We start from the raw sequence: 16,375 nt of genomic DNA on the forward strand, positions 1-16,375 counted from the left end.
TCCTGAGCGGAGCATTCGACATGTATTCATTCGAGTATCAACGCGCGACGGATCCGAAAGCGGCCGCCGCAGCCATCGCCGCCGACAGTGACGCAAAGTTCATCGCCGGCGGACAAAGCTTGTTGCCCACCATGCGTCTGCGGCTCGCGCAGCCGTCGCAACTGATCGACGTGACACGAATTCCGGCGCTTAAATCGATTACCGTCGATGCCGGCAAGGTGACAGTCGGCGCCGCTGTCTGTCACGCGGACGTTGCGGATCATGCGGAGCTTCGGCGCGTATTGCCGGCGCTCGCGGATCTCGCCGGGCACATCGGCGATCGCCAGGTGCGCGCGCTCGGCACCATCGGCGGTTCGCTCGCGAACAACGATCCGGCCGCCTGCTATCCGGCTGCGGCGATGGCCCTGGACGCGACCATCGTCACCGATCGCCGACGGATTTCGGCGAGCGATTTCTTCGTCGGCATGTATGAGACCGCGTTGGCGCCCGACGAGCTGATCGTGGCCGTCGAGTTTCCCGTGCCCGAGCGCGCGGCCTACGTGAAATTCGAGAATCCGGCATCGCACTTTGCGCTGGTCGGCGTGTTCGTCGCGAAGTTCGCGAGCGGCGCGCGTGTTGCGGTGACCGGTGCGGCGTCTTCGGTATTTCGTGTGACGGAGCTGGAAAGCGCGCTATCGGCGAATTTCACGCCCGACGCCGCGCGAGCCGTGACCGTATCCGACGCCGACCTGAACACCGACATGCACGCGAGCGCCGAATATCGAGCGCATCTGATTCCGGTACTCGCCGCGCGAGCGGTGACGAAGGCGAACGGTTAGCGATCGTTGGTGTTGGCGGCTGACGTGATTTGGCAGAGCGCGTCAGCCTTGTTCGATCGCGCACGCGGCGTGGCGCGCTGTTCGCTCTTATCCGCTCCGTTCCACTAACGGTATGAGTGACACGGGCAAGCGCCGCACCATCGATCGAGCAAGCGTTTTGTCATGGCGCGCCCTGGTACTTCGCCGCACAACATGCGGCAACACACCGGACCCGGCGCATTGACGCAATCGCGACACTTCGCCGGCGCGCCGTTTTGCTCTTCACCGTGCAGATTCAGGAACACCATGCAACCCGGTTCAATCGACGACACTCTCGCGCAACTCGCCGCTCAAAATTACTTCGCCAGCCGCGAACTCGCGACCGCGTTGTATCTCGCGCTGCGCATGGAGCGGCCGTTGTTCGTCGAAGGCGAGCCGGGCGTCGGCAAGACCGAACTCGCCAAAGCCGCGGCGGGCATGCTCGGCACCTCGATGCTGCGGCTGCAATGCTACGAAGGACTCGACACCGCCAGCGCACTCTACGAATGGGACTACCCGCGCCAGATCATGGCGCTGCGTCTGGCCGAAGCGGCGGGCGAGCGGCCTGGCAACGACACGCTGTATCGCAGCGAATTCCTGCTGAAGCGTCCGCTGCTGCAAGCGCTGATGCCCGACGAAAATCATCCGGGCACGCGGCGCGTGCTGCTGATCGATGAAATCGATCGCGCCGACGAACCGTTCGAAGCATTTCTGCTGGAACTGCTGTCCGATTTCCAGGTATCGATTCCCGAATACGGCACGGTGCGCGCAGAGCAGCCGCCACTCGTCGTGATGACATCGAACCGCACACGCGAAGTGCACGACGCGTTGAAACGCCGTTGCCTGTATCAATGGATCGGCTATCCCGAGCGCGATCGTGAACTCGAGATCGTCGCGGCGCGCGCGCCGCAGACGTCGGCTGAATTGCAACGGCGCGCGGTCGATTTTGTGCATCGGCTGCGCGGCATGGATCTGTTCAAGGCGCCCGGTATCGCCGAAACGATCGACTGGTGCCGCGCGTTGGAAGCGCTGTCGGTGACGGAGCTCGATCCACAGTCGGTGCAGAACACGCTGGGCGTGCTGCTCAAGTATCAGGACGATCTGGCGCGCGTCGACGCCGCGCAGATCGCGCAATGTCTCGTGACACCGGGATAGCGGCGATGGTGCAAGCAACGGACGGAGACCACAACGTGTCGGCAAGCAGTGAGCCACTCGCAGACGGCGATATTGCGCGAAACAGTAGCGCGTCGGCGGATCGTCCCGCGTCGACAGACGACGCAAGCGCACGCTCGGCGCCCGCGTCCGTTGACCTGTCGGCCGCACCGATCGATACCCCCACACTCGCTCATAACGTCGTCCACTTTGTGCGCGTGTTGCGCGGCGCGGGTTTGCCTATGTCGCCGGCCCAAGCCGTCGACGCGCTCGCCGCGCTGCAGTGGATCGATCTCGGCCGGCGCGACGATGTCCGCGCGGCGCTCGCTACGCTGTTGGTCTCCGCGCCGGACGAGAGCGACCTTTTCCACGCCGCCTTCGATCTGTTCTGGCGCGATCCGGATTGGGAAGGCAAGCTGCGCGCGCTGCTGCTCCCGAAAGTCCGAGATGGACTGCCGCCGCCCAAACGCAACAACCGTCTCGCCGACGCGCTTGCCGTACGTACGCCTCCGTCGTCACACAACAAAACGCCACAGGAAACCGAGCAGCACGAACTGCACGCGCACGTCACCTTCAGCGCGGAAGAACGGCTGCGTCATCGCGATTTCGAAACGCTTTCCGCTGACGAATGGCGCACGTTACGGCATCTGATCCGTGGTCAGCGTCTGCCGCTCGCCACCGAGCCGACGCGCCGCCTGAAGGCCGCTTCACACGGCACGCATGCCGACTTGCGCGCGAGTGCACGGCAAGCGGTGCGGGCGGGCGGCGACTGGACGGTGTGGAAGTATCGCGCGGTGGTGGAACGCAAGCCGCCGCTGGTCTTGCTGCTCGACATATCCGGCTCGATGAGCAGCTATTCGCGCGCGGTGCTGTACTTCTGCCACGCGCTGCTGCAATCACGCGAGCGCCTGCAGGTGTTTCTTTTCGGCACGCGCCTGAGCAACGCGACGCGCGCGCTGCGCGAGCGCGATCCCGATGTGGCGATCGCGGCGCTTACCGATCAGGTGGTCGACTGGTCGGGCGGCACACGGATCGGCGCCGCACTCGCCGAATTCAATCGACGCTGGGCTCGCCGCGTGCTGACCGGCAGAGCCACCGTGCTGCTCGTCACCGACGGCCTCGATCACGAAGCGATCGACGTGCTCGACACCGAAATGGCCCGCCTGCGCCGCTTCGCACACCGTATCGTGTGGCTCAATCCGCTGCTGCGTTTCAGCGGTTTCTCACCGAAGGCGCGCGGCGTGCAGGCGATCCTGCCGTATGTCGACGCGCATCGCCCGGTTCATAATCTGGACAGTCTGACGGCGTTCGGCCGCGATCTCGCGCAACTCACGCGCGCGCCTCGTCTCGCCGTATCCGCCACGACAACCGCAGGAGCAACACCATGGAACTGAGTGAAACCCACACGCTGCCGGTTCCGCAGCAGCGCGCCTGGGATGCCCTGAACGATACGGAAATCTTGCGTGCATGCATTCCCGGCTGCGAAAGCATCGACCCGGATGGTGAAAATGCGTACGCGGTGGTGCTGAGCGCATCGGTCGGTCCGGTGAAGGCGCGCTTCAAAGGGCGTATGCTGCTGACCGACATCGAGGCGCCGAACACGTACACCATCGTTTTCGAAGGCCAGGGCGGCGCGGCAGGCTTCGGCAAGGGCCATACGCACGTCACGCTCGAACCGGACGGCGACGCCGCGACGAAGCTCACCTACACGGCTACGGCACAGGTCGGCGGCAAGCTCGCGCAGATCGGCTCGCGGCTGGTGGACGGTGCGGCGCGTAAAATCGCGGGCGAATTTTTCAAGCGCTTTGGCGCGCAGGTTGGCGGCGACGCTGACGGCGCAACGTCCCCGGATGATGGCGACGCTGCAGCCGCCGACGCGGCGGCGCAGAATACAGAATCGAATGAGGCCGCGGACACCGAGTCCGGCGGTGACGGAACGAAAAGGAAGAAATCATGGACAGCGTGGATCTCGAAGTCCTGAAGTCCAGTGCACGTTGGCTGGAAGAGGGACATCGCGCGCTACTGGTGACGGTGGTGAAGACGTGGGGCTCGTCGCCGCGCCCCGAGGGCGCGATGCTCGCGGTGCGTGACGATGGACTCGTAGTGGGTTCGGTATCGGGTGGCTGCATCGAAGACGATCTGATCGACCGCGTGCGGCAAAAGGGTATTGAACAGACACGCCCGGAGGCGGTGAAGTACGGCATCACGGCGGAAGAGGCGCATCGCTTCGGCTTGCCGTGCGGCGGCACGATCCAGCTGGTGCTGGAACCTTTGACGCAGCAAAGCGGCATTGCCGAGCTGTGCAATGCCGTGGAGGACGGCCGCCTGGTGGCACGCGAAGTCGACATGGTGACGGGCGCGGTGCGGCTCGATGCGGCGCTGGCAACGGACGGCGTGCATTTCGACGGCGAGCGTCTGCTGACGATTCACGGCCCGCGTTACCGGATGCTGGTGATCGGCGCGGGACAGTTGTCGCGCTATCTGTGCAACATTGCAGTGGGGCTCGATTACCAGGTCACCGTGTGCGATCCGCGCGAGGAGTACACGGAGGAGTGGAACATTCCCGGCACGAAGATCGTGCGGACGATGCCGGACGATACGGTGATCGACATGAAGCTCGACGAGCGGTGCGCGGTGATTGCGCTGACGCACGATCCGAAGCTCGACGATCTCGCGCTGATGGAGGCGTTGAAGACGCCGGCGTTTTATGTGGGTGCTTTGGGTTCGAGAAGGAATAATCAGGCGCGGCGCGAGCGGTTGAAGGAGTTCGATCTGAACGATACCGAGTTGGCCCGGCTGCATGGGCCGGTGGGGATTTATATTGGCAGCCGGACGCCGCCTGAGATTGCTGTTTCTATTCTTGCCGAGGTGACGGCGGCCAAGAATGGGGTTTCGTTGCCGACTTTGTTGCAGGTTGAGGGGGCTAAAGCCGCGCGGGAGATCGCGGCTTCTGGAGGGGCTGCTTGTAGTGTTTAGTTTTTTTGCCTGCGGCGCGTTTTGTTGGCTGGTTTGATTGCCTACGGCGTTGGGGTTTGCTTGGCCTGGTTGCCTACGGCGTTGGGTTTTGCTTGAGTTGGTTGCCTGCGCGACGCTTATTGTTGTGCGCCTACGGCGTTGGCCTTTCCTTGAATTGTTATTGGTTTATTAGCGTCGCCCCTGTGCGGGGCAGGCACCTACTTTTCTTTGCCTGCTGCAAAGAAAAGTAGGCAAAAGAAAGCAGCTCACCCCGCCAGCTTATAAGCGGGTCCCCCGCACAGCCGCGGTAGTGGTGCATCTGGAATCTGTGCCCTCGCGCATTCAGCGCTGGTGACAAAGGTGTCATCAGCTCCCACTCCGCACTACGTGCGTCGCGGACGGGTCTGCATGGGAAACCAGCGGCTTCGTTTGAGCGCGGTGGCGGCCATCAGCGTCGCCTCGCCACGGACGTCTGCGCTGGAAGCCAGTAGCTCCGTTTGGATGCGGTGGTGACTATCGGCGTCGCTTCGCCACAGACGGGGCTGCGTCGGAAACGGCATGCTTCGTTTAAAGGCTGTGAGCGCCATCGACGTTGTCCTGGCGAGGACGGGCTACGCGGGAATCCTGGGGCTTCAGCCAAGTTCCGTGGGAGATGCGGTTTCGCCTCGGCGAGGCGCTAAAAAGATATCTGTCCGGAAGTGCTACCCTGCGCTCCGTGTGGCCGACAAGTCGCGGCAGCGCATGCAGGCGTGAATCCGCACTTCGAAAGAAGCGCTGGCGCATGGGAAGAATGCTGCGGATACAACGGCGAGCCGCGGCGTCGGGTGAGGCCTACGCGCGAAAACGATCAGACGGTTCCCGGAACTACGTATCGGCGCGCGCAGCGCCGCCGGAAGAATGACGGCCTTGTCACGAACGTGGAATGTGCGAGGGCACCGATTCCAGATGCACCACTACCGTGGCTGTGCGGGGGACCCGCTTATAAGCTAGCGGGGTGAGCTGCTTTCTTTTGCCTACTTTTCTTTGCAGCAGGCAAAGAAAAGTAGGTGCCTGCCCCGCACAGGGGCGACGCTGATAAACCAATAACAAAACAAGGAAAGGCCAACGCCGTAGGCGCACAACAATAAGCGTCGCGCGGGCAACCAACTCAAGCAAACCCCAACGCCGTAGGCAACCAGACAGAGAAAGCCCAACACCGCGGGCAATCAGATAAACAATCGCCAGGCAGGCAAACCAATCAAGTAAAGGCCAACACCACAGGCATACAGCGAAGCGCCGCGCAGGCAAAAAAATCAAGCAAACCCCAACACCGCAAGCAAACAACCAATCAACCGCGCCGCAGGCAAAAACCTGAACCTTTTACTTCGCCAACCTGGAATGCCGCCGCGAATACCCAAAATAAATCACCATCCCAATGAGCAGCCAAACCACAAACGCCACCCAGGTCACAGCCTTGAGATTGAGCATCAAAAACAGACAGGAAGCGACAGCCAACACCGGCACCACCGGCACACCAGGACACCGGAACGCCCGCGGCAACTCAGGATGCGTCTTCCGCAAAACAAGCACCGCAATCGACACCATCGAAAACGCGGCCAACGTGCCGATATTAATCAGCTCAGCCAGCACATTCAACGGCACCAGCGCACCAATCAGCCCGAAGAAAATCCCCACCAGCCACGTCGTAAAGAACGGTGTAGCAAACTTCGGATGCACCTTCGAAAGCTTCGCCGGCAACAAGCCATCCCGCGACATCGCGAAGATCACACGCGTCTGGCCATAAGCCATCACCAGAATCACCGTCAGCATGCCCAGCACGGCGCCAAGGTCGATAAAACCCGCGACCCACTTTTGACCGGCTACCTGCAACGCGTAGGACACCGGGTGCGAGATATTCGCGAACTGCGCCGACGGCACAATCCCGGTAACCACCGCCGCCACGGCGACGTACAGCACCGCGCACACGCCCAGCGAAGCAATAATCCCAATCGGCAGATCGCGCTTCGGATCCTTCACTTCTTCCGCTGCGGAAGACACGGAATCGAACCCGATGAACGCGAAGAACATCACCGCCGCCGCGCCGAATACGCCGTTCCAGCCGTTCGGCATGAACGGATGCCAGTTCGCCGGCGTCACGTGGAAAACGCCCACGCCGATCACCAGCAGCACCACGGTCACCTTGATCGCCACCATGATGTTGTTGATTCGCGCGGATTCACGCACGCCGAGCGACAACAGTGCGGTGATCGCCATCATCACGAGGAAAGCGGGCAGGTTGAACCATGTCTCATGCCCCGGCAAGGCGCCCGGCGCCGCCGTCAGCACAACCGGCAGGCTCACGCCGAAACCCGACAGCAGCGACTGCAGATAGCCCGACCAGCCGACCGACACCGCGGACGTTGCCAGCCCATATTCGAGCATCAAGTCCCAGCCGATGATCCACGCGGCCAGTTCGCCAAGCGTGGCATACGAATACGTATAGATGGACCCGGCGACCGGAATCGTCGACGCGAACTCGGCATAGGCGAGCGCGGCGAACCCGCAGGCAATCGCGGCGATCAGGAACGAAACCATCAGCGCCGGGCCGGCCTGAACGGCGCCCGTGCCGGTCAGCACGAAAATGCCGGTGCCGATAATGGCGCCGACACCGAGGAAAGTCAGATCGAGCGCGCCGAGCGCTTTCTTGAGGCCGGCGTTCTGGGCGCTCGCGGCGATCATGTGCTCGACGCTCTTCTTGCGAAACAGGGACATTGGCGGTGGGTCTCCAGTTGTGCACGCATCTTGCGCGCCGAATGTCGGGGAAACCCTCCATTTTAACGGATGCGTGCCTCTGCACTATTTTGGGAAGGTGTTGCAGACGATCGCACGCTGTTCAGCGATCGCAGGAGGAGTGTCTCAGCCGGCCATCGCCGGATTCAGATCGACGAGGCGGTTGCTCATCACATAGAAGGTCAGCTCGGCGTTATTGCGCAGTTTCATTTTCTCGAGCAGTCGCGTACGGTACACGCTGACCGTCTTCACCGAAAGCGATAGCGTCAAGGCGATATCCGTCAGCCGTTTGCCGGACGCGAGCATGCAGAGCGTCTGATATTCGCGGTCCGAGAGCTTTTCGTGCGGCAGTTGTTCGCCGTCGAAGGAGACGTAGTCCGCCAGCGCTTCGGCCATGGCCGGGCTGACGTATTTGCGGCCCGCCGCAACCTGCTGGATCGCGCCGATCATCTGCGCGGCGTCGACCGTCTTCGAGAGGTAGCCGGCGGCGCCGGCCTTCAGCGCGCGAACGGCATACTGGTCCTCGCGATACATCGAGAACATCAGCACGGCGACGCGCGGCGCTTTGCGCTTGAGGCGCTTGAGCACTTCCACGCCATTCATGTCGGGCAGCGAAATGTCGAGCAGCACGACGTCGTAGCTGCGTTGGGCGACGGCCTCGAGCGCCTCGGCGCCGCTTTGCGCCTCGGTGACTTCGCGCGCTACGCCACGGTCGAGCAGCAACTGGCGGACGCCTTGGCGAACCACCGCGTGGTCGTCGGTGAGCAGGATGCGCAGACTCATGATGGCGTGCTCACGATTGCAGCGTGCGGCGCTCGGCGCCTGGTGCGCTCGCCAGCATCGCGTCCCACGCGAAGCGTGCACACACGAGCGTGCCGCGCGGCGCTTTGCCGCCGTCGCCGCGCTGTGCGCCGACTCGCCGCCGGGCGCTGATCCGCAGCGTGCCGTCGAAGGCGGCGCAGCGCGCCTGCATGCCGCTCAGGCCGAAGTGGCCACGACGGTTGCGGGCGTTGCGCGTCACGCCGATGCCGTCATCGCTGACGATCAGCGTCAGGTGGCGGCGGCCGGTTTCGATGCGTACGTCGGCGGATTCGGCGCGCGCGTGCTTGGCAATATTGTTCAGTGCTTCCTGGGCGACCCGGAACACGGCCAGCGCGGCGTCGGTGGGCAGGCGCGTGAGCCGTACGTCGGCGGCGCAGACGAAACTCGTGCGCAGGTTCGTGCGCGCGGCGAAGTCGCCGGTCCATTGCGCCAGCGCCCCGACAATGCCGGCCTCGAGCGACGGCGCATGCAGTTCCGCGACGGCCTGGCGGCTCGCGGCACACACGGCGTCGAGCGAACGATTCGCGACGGCGAGCGCGGCCGCGCACTGCGGCGGCGCATCGGCGGGCAGCCAGGTTTCGACGCCGGCAAGGGCGAAGCGCGTCGCGGTCAACTCGGCGCCCACGCCGTCGTGCAACTCGCGCGCCACATGGCGGCAGGCAGCTTCCTGCGCCTGAACGAGCTCAGTCGACAGTTCGCGCACGCGGGCGCGCAACTGCGCGAGTTCACGCTCAGCGGCGGATTGCGGCGCGGCGTGCCCAAGCGAAAGCGGAATGTGGGCGCTAAACGGGACGACAGTCGACGTATCCATGACTTTCCCTCTCAGGAAGCAGTGTGGACGGCGAAGCGGATGCGCATCGGCGGCGCGAAGACAAAAGAACACATGCGAGTCTCTGGCCTCCAGTGATGTCTGTTACCCGGTGTGCGCGACGGACAAATCGCACCGCGCGGCGTAACGAAATTTACATTCAGTAACATGCAGGGCGTACCGCGGCTGACATGAAAACCGACCGATCTTGCGCCGCGATGATATCTCAAAAAAAAGAAAAATACAGGCGCACCAAGGGTTAGCGCCTATATTTCATACAATGGTTGATGTTTTCCGATGCTGTGGCTGTAGGAATAATGCTGACACCAAATGTCAAGCCGATGGCATCGATTTGTAACTGAACAACAAAAAAGGAGCCCGAAGGCTCCTTTCTGTTGATTACGCGGCGTGAGCCGCTCAATTTGCGTGTCTGCTTAGCCGACGAACGCCTTTTCGACCACGTAGTGACCCGGCGCGTTGTTGCTGCCTTCCTCGAAACCGAGGTCGTCGAGCAGCTTGCGTGTGTCGCGCAGCATGTGCGGGCTGCCGCACAGCATCACGCGGTCGTCTTCGAGCGAGAAGCCCGGCACGCCGAGGTCGGCGAACAGCTTTTCGGTTTCGATGAGTTCAGTGATGCGGCCGCGGTTCTGGAACGCTTCGCGCGTCACCGTCGGGTAGTACAGCAGCTTTTCCTGCACCAGCTCGCCGAGGTGCTCGTGCGCCGGCAGGTGATCCGTGATGTATTCCTTGTACGCCAGCTCGTCGACGAAACGGCAGGTGTGCGTCAGAACCACACGCTCGTAGCGGTCGTAAATGTCCGGATCTTTGATGATCGACATGAACGGCGCGAGGCCCGTGCCGGTGGACAGCAGCCACAGCGTCTTGCCCGGCAGCAGGTTGTCGGCCATCAGCGTGCCGACCGGCTTCTTGCCGATCAGGACTTCGTCGCCGACCTTCAAATGCTGCAAGCGCGACGTGAGCGGGCCGTCCTGCACCTTGATGCTCAGGAATTCGAGGTGCTCTTCGTAGTTCGCGCTCGCAAGGCTATAGGCGCGGATCAGCGGCTTGCCTTCGACTTCGAGGCCCACCATCGTGAACTGGCCGTTTTCGAAACGGAACGACGGATCGCGCGTGCAGGTGAAGCTGAAAAGCGTATCGGTCCAGTGATGGACGCTCAGGACTGTTTGTGAATTCAGGTTGCTCATGGCTTCTTGGATAGTGCGAAAACAAAGGCGGCCAGTCGTTTTAGCCGGCCGGCACGGCAAGGGCGATGCTGCGCTAACCCGAGATCGGGAATCACGCGCAATCCGCTATTTTACCGCGCCCGCTGCCTGAGGGCTGCGGCGCGGCGGTTGAGCGTGGTGAAGCGGGTTACCGGACCTGGAAGCGTCGGCGCTGACGGTTGTGACGATCGGCGCCGCGAAGTACGTTGGCATGACTGCAGCCGCGCTTCAGCAAGGGTACGGCGATGGGCGAAAACCGCGCAGGGCGGTTGCCATCGGCTGTCCGGCATGCGCCGGATAGGCGCGCCGCGCGGGCAACATTTTCAGGATGATACCGAAACCCGCCGTGCGCCGCAGCATTGACCCTGCTGATAAAACTGGCAAAAACAGCACGATCGGGGCGAACGATGAGGGACGCGCGGTAGTGGGGAGGGACGTACGGTCGCTTGTATCCGGGCTTGTTTACTGCGCTGGGTTGGTACACAGAAGGTGATTGGTCGACCTTTGAGTCGCCATAAACCCGCTCTGGGAAAGGGAAATTCCTATCGTATAGAAATTACTCCAGACGGCGCCGGGACGAGCGGCCATTACGTTGTCCGCCGGAATTCCCTGCTACACAAAGCCGGTCGCGCGTTGCGTTTTGAGGACACCAACGTAATCAGCGGAAAGCCGCGATTGGCCGGTTCGCCGGCATGCCGTGCCGCAGTTGCTCGCCGGCTCGCCGCCGCATTGCGGATTACGCTGCAGCAGCGACGCGTTTCTTGCCGCGCTGCTTCAGCACTCTCGCCTGCAGCACGATCACCAGCAACAGGAACACGCCGCGAATCACCGATTGCCAGTACGCCGAAAGGCTGATAAACCCCAGGCCGTTTTCGAAGTTCAGCAAGTTGAACACCAGCCCGAGCAGCAGCACGCCGGCAATCGTCATCGCAATCGAGCCTTCGCCGCCGGTAAGCAAGGTGCCGCCGAGCACCACCGCCGAAATCGCGAACAGCTCCCAGCCGACGCCTTCATTTGGCTGCCCTGCGCCGAACTGCGCGGCCAGGATCACGCCCGCCATGCCGGCGAGCAGGCCGCTCACCGCGTAAGCCATCACCAGGGTCCGGTCGACATTCAGGCCCATCAGCCGTGCCGCTTCCTCGCTCCCGCCGATGGCCAGCGAATGCCGCCCGAAGCGCGTGCTGCGCAGCGCGAGCCAGCCGGCTACCGCGGCGACTGCCGCGACGATTCCCGGGATCGGCAGTCCGAACAGATCGCCTTGGCCGAAATTGCCGAAGTTCGAGTCGGCGGCAATCGACACGGCATCGTTCTTGCCGAGCAGCAGCGCGACGCCGTGCGCGCCGAGGCTGGTCGCGAGCGTCACGATGAAGGGCAGAATTTTCAGACGCGTGATGATCAGGCCGTTGAGCACGCCGACGGCCGTGCCCGCCGCGCAACCGGCGAGGACGGCAACCCAGCCGCCATACCCGCTGGTCAGCGCGGCGACGACGCTGGCCAAAGCGGCCACCGTGCCGACCGACAAGTCGATCCCGCCCGTGATGATCACGAAGGCCATGCCGATCGAGATCAACGCGAACATCGAGTTGTAGCGCCAGAACGAGGTGATGTTGTAGGCGGAGCCGAAATGGTCGTAGCGCACAAGGCCGAGCACGATCAGCGCGACCAGAGCAAGCAGGATAGGAAGGTTCTTTTTCATCGCATCGAATCCGAAGTGTCCAGGAGGCGTTAGCGCGAGCGCCGCTGCACGTAAACCGCCGCGACGATGATGCCGGCCTTCACCACCAATGCCGCCGCGTCGGGAATGCCGTGCGCGAGCAGCGTATAGCGCAGCAACTGGATGATCAGCGCGCCGATCAGCGTGCCGCCGATATACGCCTTGCCGCCCGTCAGCGCCGTGCCGCCGACCGCCACCGCGGCGATCGCATCGAGTTCGACGCCGAGGCCAACGACATTTGCGTCTGAGGACGAATTCACCGAAATCGAGATCAGCCCCGCCAACCCTGCGAGCGCGGCGCACAACGTGTAAGCGATCAGCTTGACGGTGGCCGTCGGCACGCCGCACAGATAGGCGGCCTTTTCGTTGCCGCCGGTGATCAGCAGATACTGGCCGAACAGGGTCTTGCGCACGATCCACGCGAACAGCACGACCAGCGCGAGCATCAGCAGCACCTGGAACGGTACGCCGGCGACCTTGCCCAAAGCGATCCACTGGAACGCGGGCGTGTTGAACGCCTGCAGGCTCCCATCGGTCACGACCTGAGCGATGCCGCGCCCGGCAATGAACAGCACCAGCGTCGCGACAATCGGCTGGACGGATAGCCTCGTCACCAGCAAGCCGTTGAAGACACCGCACGCGGCGGCGGCCAGCACCGGCAGCACGAACGCGAGCGCGATGCCGCCCGGCCCAGGAATGTTCAGAAACAGCATCGGCGCGAGTGCCCCCGAAATCGCCATCGACGCGCCCACCGACAGATCGATGCCGCCCGTCGCCACCACCAGCGTCATGCCGATGCCGACGATCACGATCGTCACCACCTGCGTCATGTTGACGTTGAAGGTCTGCAGCGACCAGAAGTGCGGGGTGAAGATCAGGTTGAAGAGCACCATCGCGAGCAACACGATCACTTCGCGTTGCATGGCGAGATGACGCCATTTCTTCACCGTCGATGCGGCGGTGATGTGCGGCGCGGCTGTGGCTGGCATCGACGGTGCGGTTTCGTTATGCAACGACTCGGTGTGCAACTTAAGCGCCATGACGGTCGCCCTCCAACGCGTCTTCGATATGTGCGGTCTGGGCGGCTTCGACCAGTTGCGACTGGCCTTCGCTGCCGTAGGCGATGGCGTCCATGATCGCGGTTTCGCTCATGTCGGCGCCGTTCAGTTCGGCGACGGTGCGGCCGTCGCGGATCACCACCGCGCGGTCGGCCACGGCGGTCAGTTCTTCGAGTTCGGAAGCGGACAGCAGCACGGCGAGGCCCGCATCGCGCAGTTCGCGCACGATCTTCGCCACGTCGGCTTTGGCGCCGACGTCGATGCCGCGCGTCGGTTCGTCGAGCAGCAGTAACGAAGGCTCCGCGGCGAGCCAGCGGGCGAGCAGGACCTTCTGCTGATTGCCGCCCGACAGTTCGCGAATCGGCTGATCGGCCGAACGCAGCTTGATGCCGAGCGAAGCAATGAAACGGTCGACGATCGCCTGCTGTTTCTTTACGTCGACCACGCCGTTCTTCGCCAGCGTGCGCAGGCAGACGAGCGTGAGGTTGTCGCGCACCGAGAGTTCGGGGACGATGCCTTCGGCTTTGCGGTCCTCGGTGAGATAAGCGAAGCCACGTGCGATGGCGTCCTGCGGCGACTTCAACGCGATCGTCTCTCCACCGATCGACAACGAGCCTTGTTCGACAGGATCGGCGCCGAACATCAGGCGCATGGTTTCGGTACGGCCCGAGCCGAGCAGGCCCGCGAGCCCGACCGCTTCGCCCGCATGCACGTCGAGCGAGACGTCGCTTACTTTCGGATGTGCGCTCAGGTGTGAAGCGGAGATCGCCAGCTTGCCGCGCCGCGCCAGATTCGCTTCGCGTGCGGTGGCGTCTTCCTGCACGACGGCGGCAAGCGTGCGGCCGAGCATCGTCGTGACGAGTTGCAGCTTGTCCATCTCCGCCATCGTGCTTTGCGCGACCGTCTGGCCGTCGCGCATCACGGTGACGCGGTCGCATAGCGCGTACAGTTCGTCGAGCCGGTGCGAGACGAAGATCACCGCGCGGCCGTCGTCGCGCAGTTTGCGCACCACGGTGAAGAGCAGCTCCACTTCGCGTTCATCGAGCGACGAGGTGGACTCGTCCATGATGACCATCTTCGCGTCCGACGAGACGGCGCGCGCCAGCGCCACCATCTGCTGGATGGCGGTCGAATAGCGGTTGACCGGCTTCTTCACATCGATCTGCAAACCGAACGATTCGAGCAGGGCGGCGGCGCGTTGCTGCACCGCGCGCCAGTCGATCAGGCCGAAGCGGCGTGGCTCGCGGCCGAGGAAAATGTTCTCCGCCACCGAGCGGAACGGCACCAGGTTGATCTCCTGATAGATCGTGCTGATACCGGCTTCGCGCGCCTGCTTCGGCGTGCGGAAATCGACTTCGCGGCCTTCGAAGCGCACGCTGCCCGAGCCGCGCCGATAGGCGCCGGTCAGTATCTTGATCATGGTCGATTTGCCGGCGCCGTTCTGGCCGATCAGCGCATGCACTTCGCCGGTGGCCACGCTCAGATTGGCGCTGCGCAACGCGGGGACGCCGCCGAAGCTGATGCCGATGTCCTGCATCTCAAGCAGCGGCGAACGGGTAAGGGGAGAGTGCGGTGTCTGCGTGCCGGATTCCGTCACGGGGTGTCCTCCTGATGCGTGTACTGCTTCACGTGCTGCCTCATGCGTTCCATGAACTGCATGCATTGCGCAGTGCGAGCCGCTGTGGCCGTTCGTTCGGGCTTTATGCAGGCGGTGCGGTCGAACCATGTTACGCCGCATAAAAGCGAAGCGACGGCCCGTGCTGCCACGAACGCGTCGCTCCGAACCCTTCCCGTCCCCCGCCCGCCGAGGAGACTGATTCAGGGCGGGGGACGTCCTGCGGACACTGCCCTCGAAGAGGCTTTCTCCGAGATACGGAGCGCCTGGACACTCCGCTAAAGCGCTGCCCTCAAGCTACACAACCGCGTGTACCACCGTGGCTGTCGATCAATAGCCGTACTGCATGTTCTGCTGCACGTTGCTCTTGTCGTAGAAGCGGTCGGACACCTTGACCCACGTCGGGATCTTTTCGCCCTTCGCATAACGCTGGGCGACGTCGCAGGCTAGCGGGCCGAAGAACGGGCTCGACTGCACGCTCGCGCCGAGTTCGCCTGCGGCGATCGCGTCCATACCGCCCTTGGTGCCGTCGATCGTGACGATCTGGATGTCCTTGCCCGGCTGCTTGCCGGCGGCCTTGATCGCGGCGATTGCGCCGAGCGCCATTTCGTCGTTATGCGCGTAGACGGCGGTCACTTCCGGGTGCGCCTGCAACAGCGTTTCCATCACCTGACGGCCCTTGTCGCGCGCGAAGTCGCCGCTTTGCGAGGCGATGATCGTCATGCCAGGGTTCTTCGCGATGATTTCGTCGAAGCCCTTCTTGCGATCGTTCGCCGCGGATGCGCCCGTGGTGCCTTCGAGTTCGATGATCTTCGCCTTGCCGCCGGTCGCCTTGACGAGCCAGTCAGCCGCGCGATGGCCCTGATCGATGAAGTCCGAGCCGATGAAGGTGATGTAATCGCGGCCCGCCTTGGCCACCGACTGATCGACATCGCGGTCGACCAGGATCACCGGAATGCCGGCCTTTTTAGCTTGCAGCACGACCGGCGCAAGCGGCTTTTCTTCGCGCGGCGGGAACACCAGCAGATCGACGTGCTGCGCGATCATGTTCTGGATGTCCGATACCTGCTTGGAGTTCGAGCTGTTGGCGTCGGTCATGACCAACTGCCAGCCGCACTTCGCGGCGATGTCCTTGAAGCTCTTGGTTTCCGCGAGACGCCACGGATTGTTGCTTTCGGTCTGCGCGAAGCCGACCTTCAGCGGGGTCTTGGCAGGCAACTTCGGCAGCGCGTCGTCGGCGTACGCCGTCGCCGTTGCAACGCTGAAACCGATGGCCAGAGCCAGCAGCGAACCTGCCAGCGGACGAATCTGCTGCTTGCGCACGTGCTTGCGCGACTGCGTGTTGAGCGACGCCATTGTCTTCCTCCAGTACCGGTGAGGTGTATTTGCTTTTAGTGTTTCTCCTGCCGGCCGAGTTGCTCAC

Annotated in this window: 13 protein-coding genes; 5 read left to right on the plus strand and 8 right to left on the minus strand. The window is 63.3% G+C overall.

Annotated features, from left to right (window positions below):
- The first annotated feature begins 20 nt into the window (after window positions 1-20).
- From ACOSV0_RS00735 to ACOSV0_RS00755, 5 genes are all read left to right on the plus strand, one after another.
- Window positions 21-818 (plus strand): FAD binding domain-containing protein, encoded by a 798-nt coding sequence (locus ACOSV0_RS00735; RefSeq protein ID WP_434108095.1) that lies wholly within the window; start codon window positions 21-23, stop codon window positions 816-818.
- 285 nt (window positions 819-1,103) lie between these two features.
- A complete protein-coding gene (locus tag ACOSV0_RS00740; RefSeq protein WP_434108096.1) occupies window positions 1,104-1,991 on the plus strand; it encodes an AAA family ATPase in 888 nt (295 codons plus the stop codon).
- Entirely contained in the window at window positions 1,970-3,382 is a 1,413-nt protein-coding gene (locus ACOSV0_RS00745; protein WP_434108097.1) for a vWA domain-containing protein, read from the plus strand. The genes ACOSV0_RS00740 and ACOSV0_RS00745 overlap by 22 nt, the downstream gene beginning before the upstream one ends.
- Window positions 3,373-3,969: a CoxG family protein gene (locus ACOSV0_RS00750; RefSeq protein WP_434108098.1), complete on the plus strand. Its 597-nt coding sequence runs from the start codon at window positions 3,373-3,375 to the stop codon at window positions 3,967-3,969. Before ACOSV0_RS00745 ends, ACOSV0_RS00750 begins: the two co-directional genes overlap by 10 nt.
- A complete protein-coding gene (locus ACOSV0_RS00755) occupies window positions 3,942-4,964 on the plus strand; it encodes an XdhC family protein (RefSeq protein ID WP_434108099.1) in 1,023 nt (340 codons plus the stop codon). The genes ACOSV0_RS00750 and ACOSV0_RS00755 overlap by 28 nt, the downstream gene beginning before the upstream one ends.
- Before the next feature lie 1,338 nt (window positions 4,965-6,302).
- Here ACOSV0_RS00755 and ACOSV0_RS00760 read toward each other — a convergent pair.
- From ACOSV0_RS00760 to ACOSV0_RS00795, 8 genes are all read right to left on the minus strand, one after another.
- Window positions 6,303-7,694: an amino acid permease gene (locus tag ACOSV0_RS00760; protein ID WP_434108101.1), complete on the minus strand. Its 1,392-nt coding sequence runs from the start codon at window positions 7,692-7,694 to the stop codon at window positions 6,303-6,305.
- A 144-nt stretch (window positions 7,695-7,838) separates the two neighbouring features.
- Complete coding sequence (gene rqpR, locus ACOSV0_RS00765; protein ID WP_434108102.1) at window positions 7,839-8,495, minus strand: response regulator transcription factor RqpR; 657 nt, start codon at window positions 8,493-8,495, stop codon at window positions 7,839-7,841.
- A gap of 10 nt (window positions 8,496-8,505) precedes the next feature.
- Window positions 8,506-9,345, minus strand: a complete 840-nt coding sequence (locus tag ACOSV0_RS00770) for a sensor histidine kinase (RefSeq protein WP_434108103.1) — start codon at window positions 9,343-9,345, stop codon at window positions 8,506-8,508.
- A gap of 431 nt (window positions 9,346-9,776) precedes the next feature.
- Window positions 9,777-10,547, minus strand: a complete 771-nt coding sequence (locus ACOSV0_RS00775) for a ferredoxin--NADP reductase (protein ID WP_408194220.1) — start codon at window positions 10,545-10,547, stop codon at window positions 9,777-9,779.
- A 754-nt stretch (window positions 10,548-11,301) separates the two neighbouring features.
- Entirely contained in the window at window positions 11,302-12,261 is a 960-nt protein-coding gene (locus ACOSV0_RS00780) for an ABC transporter permease (RefSeq protein WP_434108106.1), read from the minus strand.
- Between the two features lie 29 nt (window positions 12,262-12,290).
- On the minus strand, window positions 12,291-13,268 hold the full coding sequence (locus ACOSV0_RS00785) for an ABC transporter permease (protein WP_434110352.1): 978 nt from the start codon (window positions 13,266-13,268) through the stop codon (window positions 12,291-12,293).
- Between the two features lie 40 nt (window positions 13,269-13,308).
- Entirely contained in the window at window positions 13,309-14,874 is a 1,566-nt protein-coding gene (locus tag ACOSV0_RS00790; RefSeq protein WP_434110354.1) for a sugar ABC transporter ATP-binding protein, read from the minus strand.
- 408 nt (window positions 14,875-15,282) lie between these two features.
- Entirely contained in the window at window positions 15,283-16,308 is a 1,026-nt protein-coding gene (locus ACOSV0_RS00795) for an ABC transporter substrate-binding protein (RefSeq protein ID WP_434108107.1), read from the minus strand.
- Between the last annotated feature and the right edge of the window lie 67 nt (window positions 16,309-16,375).

Origin of the sequence: Paraburkholderia caffeinilytica, assembly GCF_051027425.1 — a bacterium.
Classification (GTDB): Bacteria; Pseudomonadota; Gammaproteobacteria; order Burkholderiales; family Burkholderiaceae; genus Paraburkholderia; species Paraburkholderia caffeinilytica_A.

Bases quoted from the DNA above. Each gene is read 5' to 3' on its own strand.
- ACOSV0_RS00735 (WP_434108095.1), top strand. From the start codon at position 21: ATGTATTCATTCGAGTATCAACGCGCGACGGATCCGAAAGCGGCCGCC.
- ACOSV0_RS00740 (WP_434108096.1), top strand. From the start codon at position 1,104: ATGCAACCCGGTTCAATCGACGACACTCTCGCGCAACTCGCCGCTCAA.
- ACOSV0_RS00745 (WP_434108097.1), top strand. From the start codon at position 1,970: ATGTCTCGTGACACCGGGATAGCGGCGATGGTGCAAGCAACGGACGGA.
- ACOSV0_RS00750 (WP_434108098.1), top strand. From the start codon at position 3,373: ATGGAACTGAGTGAAACCCACACGCTGCCGGTTCCGCAGCAGCGCGCC.
- ACOSV0_RS00755 (WP_434108099.1), top strand. From the start codon at position 3,942: ATGGACAGCGTGGATCTCGAAGTCCTGAAGTCCAGTGCACGTTGGCTG.
- ACOSV0_RS00760 (WP_434108101.1), bottom strand. From the start codon at position 7,694: ATGTCCCTGTTTCGCAAGAAGAGCGTCGAGCACATGATCGCCGCGAGC.
- rqpR (WP_434108102.1), bottom strand. From the start codon at position 8,495: ATGAGTCTGCGCATCCTGCTCACCGACGACCACGCGGTGGTTCGCCAA.
- ACOSV0_RS00770 (WP_434108103.1), bottom strand. From the start codon at position 9,345: ATGGATACGTCGACTGTCGTCCCGTTTAGCGCCCACATTCCGCTTTCG.
- ACOSV0_RS00775 (WP_408194220.1), bottom strand. From the start codon at position 10,547: ATGAGCAACCTGAATTCACAAACAGTCCTGAGCGTCCATCACTGGACC.
- ACOSV0_RS00780 (WP_434108106.1), bottom strand. From the start codon at position 12,261: ATGAAAAAGAACCTTCCTATCCTGCTTGCTCTGGTCGCGCTGATCGTG.
- ACOSV0_RS00785 (WP_434110352.1), bottom strand. From the start codon at position 13,268: ATGCCAGCCACAGCCGCGCCGCACATCACCGCCGCATCGACGGTGAAG.
- ACOSV0_RS00790 (WP_434110354.1), bottom strand. From the start codon at position 14,874: ATGCAGGACATCGGCATCAGCTTCGGCGGCGTCCCCGCGTTGCGCAGC.
- ACOSV0_RS00795 (WP_434108107.1), bottom strand. From the start codon at position 16,308: ATGGCGTCGCTCAACACGCAGTCGCGCAAGCACGTGCGCAAGCAGCAG.